Here is a 12,304-nt window from a genome sequence, read left to right on the forward strand (position 1 = left end):
GTTGACATGAATACTTGCCCGCACTGAATCAATGAATTATGTCATTTTGTGACATTGACTACTCGTGAACAACGAATACATAATCTTTGGGTATAATTAACTTGTCCTTGCTCTCTTCAAATCCAACAACAACATTATCACCAAAGCCACTCATTAATATATCAGCTTTTTCCATCCTCATATATGACTCTCCAAATTCACTAGGAACTAGGTTAATTTGGTGAAGCTTGGCGTAGGTATAGTATGGCTTTTTAATGTGGACAATAACATTCTCTGTACGTATACCTAACATTTTCATAGATCCCATGAGCATTTCACCACCCTTCCCGCCTAAGCCTGCTGTGATTACCATCATTAAAAAGACAACTGCTCCAATAAACATGGAAAAGTTAGTGTTTGAATGATCACTCTTTACACTTTGACTACGATAATCATAAAGTAAACTTCTTTTTTTCGTGACATACACTAGCAAATAAAACATCATGCCATTTAATAAGGGCACCAAAAATGAAACTAACAAAGAAAAAGACAGGAAAGATGATAACATATCATCGAAACTATCTATTTTTTTCCCTGCAGGCCAATTTGACCCGATTATTATTATTATTGCGGAAAGAGACATTAGCACAATAAATAAATTAAAATATCTTACATTATAAATATCTTTATCGACATCATATCTCCACTTGTTCTTGTTCAGCCTAAGCACTACCCTTTTTGACAGGTAGGATATAAAAGACAACATCAACAAACCTAAGCATATATTCGGAATCATAAACAACAAAAATATAATAGAAAAGGATCCGGCGCAAAATATAAATATAAGCCCATCACCTAAAGACACACCTGTAGGAAAATACCCTATCCTCAAACAATATAAGAAAAAAACAAAACCACCAAACATCAATCCAAACTTAAAAAACACTGTTAGTACAGAGGACAGGAGATCAATTGTACTTTTAGGGAACACATTATTTATCATGAACAACTACTCTATCTAGTTAAAAACAACACAGCCAACTAATTAAACCAAGAGTTAACAGTTAATTAAAGACTAGCTTTTTTGTTTAGTTTTCTCACCACCGACGGCTGACTGATCCCTGCCCTCTTGGCTATCGCATAGGTACTGGGCAGCTCGGCAGCCATCTCGCGTAACCAATGTGCTTCTATACGCGCAAGGCCTTCCTTGAGCGTTTCATTGGGGCCGAGTTTGGGGACTGGCATGGCTACCGCCCCCTCAGCGGCAGGCGCTGAGAGGGATTTTTCTCTATGTAATGTATCGGCAGTGGGAAAACTTTCAGTAACGCCTATTCCATTAGATTTGTCATTACTGAAGCCAAATGAATTGCCTAGTCCATTAGCGTTATTCGTGGAACAAGTGTTGAGCAGTGATTTCACTGAGTCGCTGTCAATGACATCACTGGGGGCGCTGAGCCAGGCGCGTTCCAGCCAGTTTTCCAGTTCGCGGATATTGCCGAGCCAGTCCTGACGCATGAGGATGGGCCATAGGGTGGCGTCGAGGAGTTTGCGGCGACCGTGACGTTGATTGAGGCGGGAGAGGTGTTGCTCGATCAGGGCGGGAATGTCTTCGCGGCGTTCGCGCAGCGGCGGCAGGCTGACGGGGAGCACATTGATGCGGTAGTAGAGGTCGAGGCGGAACTGGCCTTGCTCCACGCGGGCGGCGAGGTCTTGATTGGTGGCGACGACCAGTCGGAAGTCGGCGCGGCGGGTGGTGGTGTCGCCCAGGCGGGTGATCATTCCGTCCTGAATCACCTTGAGCAGCTTGGTCTGGGTGGCGAGCGGCAGCTCACCGATTTCATCCAGAAACAGGGTGCCGCCTTCGGCCTGTTCCATCAGGCCCGCCTTGCCGCGATTGCCCGCGCCGGTGAAGGCACCGGCTTGATAGCCGAACATCTCGGACTCGAACAGGCTTTCGGGGATGGCGCCACAGTTCACCTCGATGAAGGGGCCGTCGGCGCGTTGGCTCCAACGATGCAGTTGATGGGCGAAGGCAGTCTTGCCGACCCCGGATTCGCCCAGCATCAGTACCGTGGCGTTGGTGGGCGCGACCCGCTTGAGCAGCAGCGCTATCTCCCGCATCACGGGGCTTTTGACCTGTAGCTCGCCCAGTTCCAGCGCGGCGTCCTCGCACTCCGCCTGCTCACGCGCGGCCTGCTCACACAGGGCACGCCCCTGCTGCTGCGCGTCATGGGTAGTCTGCTCGGCACCTGAGCGCACACTCCCCACCGCCCCCCAATCACTTTCCCCCGCACTCCCCCCGCCCAGCTCACTGCCCCGCGAGTTGCGCCGCAGGTGATCCGTGAAGCGTTGCTGGAGCACCGCATATTCCTGCTGCAATAGCTGGATATCGGTGAGATCCATCGAGCGGCTGACCACGCACTCGAGCTTGCCCGCGACGAATACCGGATGCGCCTGCGCCACCACCCGCCGCCCGGTGGCGGTGAGCTGCATCATCTGCAGCGTTCTCCCTGTGCGCAGCACCTCCAGGCTGATGGAGGGCTTGAGCACCCCGCTGGCTTCCAGGTCATGCACGTTGGCGGCACACAGCGCCTCACGCGTCATGCCATAGACCGCTGCGGCGCCGGGGCTGACATCCAGCACCTGGCCGTCCGCGCTCACCACGAAGTAGTGGTCATGGGCGGTGTCGATGATGGTCTTGAGAATCTGGTGGTCGAGCTCTGACATGGCGGGTACCTCATGGTCGAGCCTGGGAATCGGGACGGGGCTTTCTGCGGGTCTTTCTCGCAGGTCTTTCTTCCTGACAGTGCGCTGCAAGTACTGCGCTAAAAGACACTCTCGATGATGCCTGAATGTGATCCACAAATGAATCGACGATCCATTTTTGAATCGATATTGACGCACGAGTGATCCACAAATGAATCACTCGACAACCATCTCTTTAGAAAATCCAATAAAATCAATCGACTGAAAATTGGCATGGTTACTGCAGTGCTGGGGTATGCGCCAAGGAGAATCGCCGGCTTTCATCACACCGTCCGGCCAGGCGATCAGGCGAACCATCACAATACCCCGCTCGCCGTCAGCGTATCGCGAGCGACTCAAGACCCTGGAGAGACAGATGAGCGAATTCAATCAGCCACTGGGCGGCAACGACATGCCACGTTTCGGCGGCCCGGCCACCATGATGCGCCTGCCGGCTCAGGAAACCGCGGAAGGCCTGGATGCCGCCTTCATCGGCATTCCGCTGGACATCGGTACCTCCAACCGTCCGGGCGCGCGTCTCGGCCCGCGTCAGATCCGTGATGAATCGCGCATGCTGCGCCCCTACAACATGGCCACCCGCGCCGCGCCCTTCGACAGCCTGCAGGTGGCGGACATCGGCGATGTGCCGATCAACACCTTCCACCTGCCCAAGAGCATGGACATCATTGAGAAATTCTACGATGAAGTGCTCAGCCACGATTGCGTGCCGCTCACCCTGGGCGGTGACCACACCGTCACCCTGCCGGTGCTGCGCGCCATCGCCAAGAAGCACGGCCCGGTCGGCCTGATCCACATCGATGCCCACGCCGACGTGAATGACCACATGTTCGGCGAGCCCATCGCCCACGGCACGCCGATTCGTCGTGCCCAGGAAGAAGGCCTGCTCGACAGCCACCGCGTGGTGCAGATCGGCCTGCGTGGCACCGGCTACTCCGCCGATGACTTCGACTGGTGCCGTCAGCAGGGCTTCCGCGTGGAAACCGCCGAGATGTGCTGGTTCAAGTCACTCGCGCCGCTGATGGCCGAAGTGCGCGACATGATGGGCGATCACCCGGTGTACATCACCTTCGACATCGACGGGCTGGACCCCTCCGTCGCCCCCGGCACCGGCACCGTGGAAGCCGGCGGCCTGACCATGCCCCAGGGCATGGAAATCGTGCGCGGCGCACGTGGCCTCAATATCGTCGGCGGTGACCTGATGGAAGTCTCCCCGCCCTACGACACCAGCGGCAATACCGCGCTGATGGGCGCGACCCTGCTCTACGAGATGCTCTGCGTACTGCCGGGCGTGCAGCAGCGCGACTGAGTCGCACCGCGCCTCCACTGCCAGTGAAAGACCCCGCCGGAGGGCGGGTCGCGTGCCAGGGGCCTGTCCCGTCTCTGGCACTTGAAGAATCCCCCGCGAAGACGGCATGTCGCATGCCGAATGACCGATCAGAGCCTGACCATTACAACAAGATCAAGGTGACCCGAATGACAACCAGCATCGACCCGACGGCGGAGCACGCACCGTCCCAGCATGACTCCGCGTCTGACTCCGCCGCGACCCCAGCGGCCCGCCCGAAGAAGGACCTGATCGCCACCCGCCCGGTGCCGCTCACGGCCAGGGGGCTGATGAAATTCCTGGTGCCGTCACTGCTCGGCGTCAGCTTCTTCCTGGTGCCGTTCAGCGTTGGCGACACCATCAACATCGGCATGGGCCTGATGGCCGATTGGCTCAAGGCCACGCTCGGCAGCGCCTTGCCCGCCATCGCCGTCGCGGTGCTGTGTCTGTCGGTGATCCTCACCGGCTTCGTCAAGCTCGCCAAGCCGAACTGGGCACGTCAGGGTGCAGCGCATGAGCTGTTCGATGTCGCGCCGGTGTGGTTTGCCATGCGCGCCCTCGGCGCCATCTTCGCGCTGATGACCTACTTCCAGTGGGGGCCAGCCGCCGTCACGGCGGCCTTCACCGGCGGCGTGATGCTCAATGATCTCGCCCCTGTCCTGCTGACCTTCTTCTTCTTCGCGGCCATTCTGCTGCCGCTGCTAGTGGACTTCGGCTTCATGGAATTCATCGGCAGCCTCGTGCGTCGCCCGTTCCGCGCCATCTTCAATCTGCCGGGACGCAGTGCCATCGATGCCACCGCCTCATGGATGGGCTCCGGCACCGTCGGCGTGCTGATCACCACGCAGCAGTACGAGCAGGGCTTCTACAGCAAGCGCGAAGCGGCGGTGATCGCCACCAACTTCTCGGTGGTCTCGATCGCCTTCGCGTTGCTGGTCACCAGCTTCATGAACATCAATCACCTGTTCGTGCCCTTCTATCTGACCGTCGTCATCGCGGGCCTGATCGCCGCCGTCATCGTGCCGCGTCTGCCGCCGCTGTCGCGCAAGCGTGATGACTACCACGAGCCGGTCGGCTGTCAGATCAGTGAAGAGAACCAAAGCGACTGTGGCGTGCTGCGTTACTCACTCGGCATGGCCGTCGCGCGTGCCGAGCATGCGCCGGGCCCGCTCAAGCTGGTGAAATCGGCCGGTTTCAACGTGGCGGACATCTTCCTCGGTCTGCTGCCGGTGGTGATCGCCATCGGGACCGTGGCGCTGATGCTGGCCGAGTTCACGCCGGTCTTCACCTGGCTCTCCTACCCGATGATTCCGCTGCTGGAACTGCTGCAGATTCCCCACGCGGCAGAGGCAGCCCCGGCGACGCTGGTCGGCTTTGCCGACATGTTCCTGCCGGCGGTGCTGGCCAAGGACATCGACAGCGAACTGACCCGCTTCGTGATCGCCTGCCTGTCCCTGACCCAGTTGATCTACATGTCCGAGATCGGTGCCCTGCTGCTCAAGTCGAAGATTCCGCTCAAGATCTGGGAACTGGTGGCCATCTTCGTGTTGCGCACGCTGATCACCCTGCCGATCATCGCTGGTATCGCCCACGTCTTCGTGTTCTGAGCCGAGGCCAGCACGCCGCAAGAGCGCTGTGCCACCACCAGCCTCCTGTGCCTGGGCTCCTGTTCCTTGGACTCCTTTTCCTCATGACTTCCGGGGGCGCCACGGCGCTCCCGTCTGCCGGATAGCCTGCCATGACCTGTGCTGAACTCCTGATCCGACTGCTGCGTGACACCTACGGCGTCGATACCGTCTTCGGTATTCCCGGCGTACATACCGTCGAACTCTACCGGGGCCTGGAGCCCGACGCTGATCCCGCTGCGCGCAGCATTCGCCACGTCACCCCGCGCCATGAACAGGGCGCCGGCTTCATGGCCGATGGCTATGCCCGCAGCACCGGCAAGCCCGGAGTGTGCTTCATCATCACCGGCCCGGGGATGACCAACATCACCACCGCGATGGGCCAGGCGCTGGCCGACTCCATCCCGATGCTGGTGATCTCCAGCGTCAATCGCTCCGACACCCTCGGGCGGGGCCAGGGGCGTCTGCATGAGCTGCCCAGCCAGCAGCAGCTGGTCTCGGGCGTGGCGCGCTTCAGCCACACCCTGCTCGACCCGTCCGCGCTGCCGGAAGTGCTGGCCCGTGCCTTTGTGCTGTTCGAGGGTGCCCGCCCCGGCCCGGTACATCTCGAGATTCCCATTGACCTGTTCAATGCCGAGATTCCACTGCCTGCCGGTCGTAGCACCCATGACGTCACGCGCTCACGCATCGGGCGTCTCGCGCCGGACCCGACGCTGATCGACGAGGCCGTGGCCCTTCTGACAGGCGCCCAGCGCCCGCTGGTACTGCTGGGCGGTGGCTGTGTCGCCGCGCCCGAGGCCGCGCGTCAACTGGTGGAGGCGCTGGATGCCCCCACCGTTACCACCATCAATGCCAAGGGCCTGCTCGGCGGCGCCCACCCGCTGGATCTCGGCGCCAATGCCGCACTGCCTGCGGTACGCGAGCTGGCGCGCGACGCCGATGTGGTGCTGGCGATCGGCACCGAGCTTGGCGAGACCGATTACGACGTGGTGTTCGATGATGGCTTCGTGATCGGCGGAGAGTTGATCCGCATCGATATCGACCCCGAGCAGCTGGCGCGCAATCATTCGGCCGCGCTGGGTATCGTCGCCGATGCCGGCCTGGCGCTGGAGACGCTCGCCGACCGGCTGACCGACCTCGAGGGCAACCCGCAAGGCACAGGTCGCGGCGCGCAGATCACCGCCGCGACGCTGGAAGCCCTCGCCCTGCCGACCGACCCGGCCTTCGCGCCCTACGTGCCGCTGTTCGACACCCTCCAGCAAGCGCTGCCGGAGGCGATCTGGGTCGGCGATTCCTGCGCCACGGTCTACGCGGCCAACCACCTGCTCAGCCAGCCGGCACCGCGCCGCTACTTCAATGCCTCCACCGGCTACGGCACGCTCGGCTACGGCCTGCCCGCCGCAATGGGCGCGACCCTGGGCCGCCCGGACCTGCCGGTGATCGCGCTGGTCGGCGATGGCGGCATCATGTTCACGCTGTCGGAACTCGCCTGCGCGGTAGAAGAACAGCTGCCGGTCGTCATCGTGCTGTGGCACAACCAGGGCTATGAAGAGATTCGCCGCTTCATGGACAACGCCGGCGTCACGCGCCTGGGCGTCGACATCCAGGCCCCCGACTTCCAGCTGCTGGCCCGCGGCTTCGGCTGCGCCGCCGTCGCCATCGATTCCCCCCAGGCACTGCAGGTCGCCTTGGACGAGCGCGACGCTAGCGCCCCGCTGCTGGTGGAAATCGACGCGGCCGGGTGGCAGCGCTCAATCGCCGGCTGAGTCCGACTCGGCGCATCGTATCTCTTCACAACATTGATCAATGACCGCCAGTCCCCCGTATGTCACTGGCGGCAAGGAACTCCCATGTCAGCTACCTCAATGCACAAGCTCGATCATCAATTCATCAACAACGAGTGGGTCAAATCCCACGGCGAGCGTCGTCTGGCGGTCACCAATCCCTTCGAGGAAACCGTCATCGCCGAGGTGACGGCGGGGGATGCGCGTGATGTACAGGCCGCCGTCACGGCGGCTGCCAATGCCTTCGAGGGCTGGCAGGCACTGAGTGGCGCCGAGCGTGCCGTCTATCTGGAGGCCTTCGCCGAGGGGCTGACATCTCGCCGGGAAGCGCTGGTGGAAATGTCGTGCCGCAACAACGGCAAGATTCGCGCCGAGGCCGAGATCGATCTCGATGACGCCATCGGCTGCTACCGCTACTACGCCGAGCAGGCACGCGCGCTGGATGCCCGTCAGGGCGCGGTGGTCGCGCATGATATCGAGGGCTATGCGGCGCACAGCTATCAGGAGCCGGCCGGCGTGGTGGGGTTGATCACGCCGTGGAACTTCCCGCTGGTCACCAGTGCCTGGAAGGTCGCGCCGGCGCTCGCCGCGGGCTGCACCCTGGTGATCAAGCCGTCTGAAGTGACGCCACTGCCGGAGCAGGTGATGGCCGAGATCGCCCTGGAAGCCGGACTGCCGGCAGGCGTGTTCAACCTGCTGCACGGCGATGGCGAAGGCATCGGCGCGCCGCTGACCCGTCATCCGCGCATCGACAAGATTTCCTTCACCGGCAGCAATGTGGTCGGCGAGAAGGTCATGCAGGCCGCGGCCTGCGGCACGCGCGGCGTCTCCTTGGAGCTTGGCGGCAAGTCGCCGATCATCGTGCTCGACGATGCCGACATCGACGACGCCGCTGACTGGGTGATGGCCGGTATCTACTTCAATGCCGGGCAGATCTGCTCCGCCACCTCGCGCCTGCTGGTGCATGAGGCCATCGCCGATGACCTGCACACCGCGCTTGCCAACCGTATCGATGCACTGGTGCTGGGTGACCCGCTGGACGCCGCGACCCAGATGGGACCGATGACCAGCGCCCGCCAACGTGACACCGTGCTGGGCTATCTCAATGTGGCGCGCGAGGAAGGTCTGACGGCGCTGCGCGATGACACCCATCGCAGCCTGCCGACCAAGGGCTACTTCGTGGCGCCGACGCTTTACACCGATGTCCCGGTGGAGAGCCGTCTGTGGCGTGAGGAGATCTTCGGGCCGGTGCTGTGCTCACGTCGCGTGGCGGATGAGGCCGAGGCGATTCGCCTCGCCAATGACAGCGATTTCGGGCTGGTGGCCACGGTGGTCAGTGGTGATGCCAGGCGCGCCCAGCAGGTCGGCCGCCGTCTGCGTGCAGGCGTAGTGTGGTACAACAGCGAGCAGCTGCCGCTGGTACAGGCCAGCTGGGGTGGCTTCAAGCGTAGCGGCATCGGCCGCGAGCTGGGCCCGTGGGGCCTGGCGGGCTATCTGGAGGTCAAGCACATCATCGGGCCGGTACTTGACTGAACGTATTGACTGAGCGTCTTGCCTGATCAGATGACGAAAACGCCCCGCCTCGGCAATCCCCGAGGCGGGGCGTTTTCATTCACCTTTTTACTTCACCACTTTTCCTTTGCGGCTTCCCTTCACGGCTTTCCCATGAAACCAGCGCCTTCTCCTATCAGCCGGCCGCCGCCGTCTGGCTGACCCCATCCCGTGCGCAGCACTGGCCACAATGGCTGCCGTGGATGCTCAGCGCCTGCCAGGCATCGAAGGTGCTCAGATAGATCTCGCCGCCGAGATTGACCGGCAGTTCAGAGCGCTTGAGGCGGTCCATCACCGGGCCCTTCACTTCGCTCAGATGCAGCGACACCCCGGCTGCCGTCAGGCGTTCATTGATGACCTCCAGGCTTTCCAGCGCGGAGGCATCGATCAGGTTGACCGCCTGGCAAGCCAGCACCAGATGCCTGAGCGACGGCTGCTGTGCCACCAGCGCCAGCACGGTGTCTTCCAGATAGCGCGCATTGGCGAAATACAGGCTCTCATCGATGCGCAGTATCGCCAGCTCCGGGTCGGTCTCGACCTCATGTCGCTCGACATTGCGAAAGTGCTCACTGCCCGGCACGCGTCCGACCAGCGCACTGTGCGGCTGGCTGGTGCGCTTGAGATAGAGCCCCAGTGACACGAGGATGCCGACGATGATGCCGCTCTCCACCCCCTGCACGAGGGTGATGATCAGCGTGATCATCAGGGCCGCCCCATCGCCCTTCGAGTAGCGGAAGGTGCGCCTGATCGCCGCGAGGTCGATCAGACTGCTGGTGGCGACGATGATGATGGCCGCCAGCGTCGCGCGTGGCAGCCACGCCAGCCAGTCCGTCAACCACAGACTGGCGAGCAGAATGCCGATGGCCGTGAAGGCCCCCGCCAGTGGCGTGGCCGCCCCGGCATCGAAGTTGACCACCGAGCGCGACAGCCCGCCCGAGATGGGCATGCCGCCGCTGACCCCAGCACCCATGTTGGAGAGCCCCAGCGCGATCAGCTCCTTGTCGGGGTCGATGCGCTGACGCCGACGCGCGGCGAGGGTCTGGGCCAGTGCCAGCGACTCGACGAAGCCGACCACGCTGATCAGCAGCGCCGACACCAGCAGTCCCGACCAGTCATTGCTGACAAGGGACGGCAGGCTCAGGGTGGGCAAGCCGCCGGGCACGCTGCCGACCAGTGCCATGCCCTGCTCGCCAAGCCGCAAGCCCCAGGCCAGCAGACTGGACAGGATGACGGCGAGGATCGGCGTGGTCTTGCACAGCATGCCCGCCGCGCTCTCGCGCATCCCGAGGGCCATCAGGCCCTGCTTGAGATGACGACGCGCCAGCGTCAGGGCGGCCCAGCAGCCCAGCCCAAGGGCCAGTGTCGGCCAATGCACGCCGGCCCCTTGCGGCAATGACAGCCACGACTCCCCCATCTCGAGCAGATTGCCGCCACTCAGGCGCAGGCCGCTCATGGGCCCGAGCTGGCTGGCGATGATCAGGACACCGGAGGCCGTCATGAACCCGGAGATCACCGGGTGGCTGATGAAATTCACCAGCGCCCCCAACCGCAACAGCCCCATCGCCACCAGCATGGCACCGGAGATGAGCGCCAGCAGCAGCGCAGCGGCGAGCATCTCGGGCGTCGAGAGCGCGGCACCATCGGCACCGCTCATGCCTGCGATGGCAGACGCCGTCATCAACGAGATGATCGCCACCGGCCCGACGGCCAGCGTGCTGCTGGTGCCGAACAGCGCATACAGCACCAGCGGCAACATGCTGGCATACAGGCCGACCTGCGCCGGCAGCCCCGCCAGCAGCGCATAGGCGAGTGCCTGCGGCACCAGCATGACACTGACGATCACCGCCGCCAGCAGATCTCGCCCGAGACTCTGGCGATCATACTGGGCAAGCCAACCCGCCAGCGGCAGCCAGCGGGCCAGCGCGCCGCGCGAGCGTGCGTTGGTCAGCTCGGACGGCTCAGACATCGCGTGACGCCGGACGCGCCAGCCACTCATGGCCCTTGAGCATCAGGTTCCAGTAGATGAACGGCAGGCCCCGTGCCTTGAGCTGCCAGGCCAGGCGCGTCGGGCGGGTACCGTCATTGAGCCACTTGGGGAAGGTCGGCTGCAGCTCACCGCCGTAGCCGAATTCCGCCAGCACGATGCGTCCGTTCTCCACCGTCAGCGGGCAGGAGCCATAGCCACGATAGCCCGCCGCCAGCGAGTCGCCGGCCAGGGTCGCGAGCAGATTCTCCACCACCACCGGCGCCTGCTTGCGCACGGCCGCGGCGGTCTTGGCGTTCGAGGTGCCGCTGATATCTCCCAGACCGAAGATGTCGGGATGGGTGATGTGCTGCAGGGTCTCGGGTTCAAGCTCCAGCCAGCCAGCGGCGTTGGCAAGCCTCGAGTCCTTGATCAAGGCCGGCGCCTTCTGGGGCGGTACCACATGCAGCATGTCGAAGGACTGCTCGACGATCTGCGGCTCACCGCCTTCCTCGGCCGCCGCCACCTCGAAGCGCGCCGTCTGCGCTTCCCCATCCACGGCGATCAGACGCTGATGGAACTGCACCTCGATGCCATAGCCCTTCACAGCCTCTTCCAGCGCAGGCACATAGGCCGGCACGCCGAACATCACGCCCCCGGCGTTGTGGAAGGTGACCTCCAGCTGACCGAGCACATCTTCACGCTGCCAGTGATCGCAGGACAGATACATCGCCTTCTGGGGGGCGCCCGCACACTTGATCGGCATCGGTGGCTGGGTGAACAGCGCACGACCGCTGCGCAGGGACTGCACCAGCTGCCAGGTATAAGGCGCGAGATCATAGCGGTAATTGGAGGTGACGCCATTCTTGCCCAGGGTCTCTTCGAGGCCTTCGATGGCCGCCCAGTCCAGCTCAAGCCCGATGGCCACCACCAGACGCTCATAGCGAAGCTTGCGCCCATCCCCCAGCGTGACCTCATGCGCGTCCGCGTCGATGCCCACCACGGACTCGCGATACCAGTGCACGCCCTTGGGCATCACCGTGGACATCGACCGGCGAGTGGACTCCGGGGTGAAGATCCCGCCGCCGACCATCGTCCAGCCCGGCTGGTAGCTGTGCTGCTCCGATGGCTCGACGATGGCGATATCCATGCCGGCCTGACGCTTGAGCAGGCTGGCTGCCACGGCAATCCCGCCGGCCCCTCCTCCCAGAATCACCACCTTGTGGGCATTGGGGGGCACCGTGACGGTCGTCTCGCCCCTGGTTGCTGGTGACGGTGATGAGGCTGAATCGCTGGCGGGATTGTTCATCCG

General features: G+C 62.3%; 8 protein-coding genes. 4 read left to right on the forward strand and 4 right to left on the reverse strand.

Annotated features, from left to right (window positions below; translation table 11 throughout):
• Nucleotides 1-58 precede the first annotated feature (58 nt).
• Both OW493_RS06520 and OW493_RS06525 read right to left on the reverse strand, forming a co-directional pair.
• The gene (locus OW493_RS06520) at nucleotides 59-982 is read right to left on the reverse strand and encodes a hypothetical protein (RefSeq protein ID WP_289863649.1); all 924 of its coding nucleotides are present in this window, start codon (nucleotides 980-982) and stop codon (nucleotides 59-61) included.
• A gap of 65 nt (nucleotides 983-1,047) precedes the next feature.
• Nucleotides 1,048-2,706: a sigma 54-interacting transcriptional regulator gene (locus tag OW493_RS06525; RefSeq protein ID WP_289863650.1), complete on the reverse strand. Its 1,659-nt coding sequence runs from the start codon at nucleotides 2,704-2,706 to the stop codon at nucleotides 1,048-1,050.
• Between the two features lie 394 nt (nucleotides 2,707-3,100).
• Between OW493_RS06525 and speB the strand changes: the two genes are divergently transcribed.
• The 4 genes from speB to OW493_RS06545 all read left to right on the forward strand — a co-directional run bounded on the left by speB (nucleotide 3,101) and on the right by OW493_RS06545 (nucleotide 9,011).
• Nucleotides 3,101-4,051 carry an agmatinase gene (gene speB, locus OW493_RS06530; RefSeq protein WP_289863651.1) on the forward strand — a complete coding sequence of 317 codons (951 nt, stop codon included), beginning with the start codon at nucleotides 3,101-3,103 and terminating at the stop codon, nucleotides 4,049-4,051.
• 308 nt (nucleotides 4,052-4,359) lie between these two features.
• Complete coding sequence (locus OW493_RS06535; protein ID WP_084209696.1) at nucleotides 4,360-5,676, forward strand: YjiH family protein; 1,317 nt, start codon at nucleotides 4,360-4,362, stop codon at nucleotides 5,674-5,676.
• A gap of 131 nt (nucleotides 5,677-5,807) precedes the next feature.
• Nucleotides 5,808-7,460 (forward strand): 5-guanidino-2-oxopentanoate decarboxylase, encoded by a 1,653-nt coding sequence (locus OW493_RS06540; protein WP_289863652.1) that lies wholly within the window; start codon nucleotides 5,808-5,810, stop codon nucleotides 7,458-7,460.
• A gap of 84 nt (nucleotides 7,461-7,544) precedes the next feature.
• Nucleotides 7,545-9,011, forward strand: a complete 1,467-nt coding sequence (locus OW493_RS06545; protein ID WP_289863653.1) for an aldehyde dehydrogenase family protein — start codon at nucleotides 7,545-7,547, stop codon at nucleotides 9,009-9,011.
• A gap of 154 nt (nucleotides 9,012-9,165) precedes the next feature.
• On the opposite strand, the gene sulP is transcribed toward OW493_RS06545, so the two are convergent.
• Together sulP and OW493_RS06555 are read right to left on the reverse strand one after the other, a co-directional pair.
• A complete protein-coding gene (gene sulP, locus OW493_RS06550) occupies nucleotides 9,166-10,995 on the reverse strand; it encodes a sulfate permease (protein ID WP_289863654.1) in 1,830 nt (609 codons plus the stop codon).
• Complete coding sequence (locus OW493_RS06555; protein ID WP_289863655.1) at nucleotides 10,988-12,301, reverse strand: FAD/NAD(P)-binding oxidoreductase; 1,314 nt, start codon at nucleotides 12,299-12,301, stop codon at nucleotides 10,988-10,990. Before OW493_RS06555 ends, sulP begins: the two co-directional genes overlap by 8 nt.
• Between the last annotated feature and the right edge of the window lie 3 nt (nucleotides 12,302-12,304).

Source organism: Cobetia sp. 14N.309.X.WAT.E.A4, assembly GCF_030397495.1.
Lineage (GTDB): Bacteria > Pseudomonadota > Gammaproteobacteria > Pseudomonadales > Halomonadaceae > Cobetia > Cobetia marina.

Coding starts and splice junctions, on each gene's coding strand:
- OW493_RS06540 (WP_289863652.1), top strand. CDS start 5,808: ATGACCTGTGCTGAACTCCTGATCCGACTGCTGCGTGACACCTACGGC.
- sulP (WP_289863654.1), bottom strand. CDS start 10,995: ATGTCTGAGCCGTCCGAGCTGACCAACGCACGCTCGCGCGGCGCGCTG.
- OW493_RS06525 (WP_289863650.1), bottom strand. CDS start 2,706: ATGTCAGAGCTCGACCACCAGATTCTCAAGACCATCATCGACACCGCC.
- speB (WP_289863651.1), top strand. CDS start 3,101: ATGAGCGAATTCAATCAGCCACTGGGCGGCAACGACATGCCACGTTTC.
- OW493_RS06555 (WP_289863655.1), bottom strand. CDS start 12,301: ATGAACAATCCCGCCAGCGATTCAGCCTCATCACCGTCACCAGCAACC.
- OW493_RS06520 (WP_289863649.1), bottom strand. CDS start 982: ATGATAAATAATGTGTTCCCTAAAAGTACAATTGATCTCCTGTCCTCT.
- OW493_RS06545 (WP_289863653.1), top strand. CDS start 7,545: ATGTCAGCTACCTCAATGCACAAGCTCGATCATCAATTCATCAACAAC.
- OW493_RS06535 (WP_084209696.1), top strand. CDS start 4,360: ATGAAATTCCTGGTGCCGTCACTGCTCGGCGTCAGCTTCTTCCTGGTG.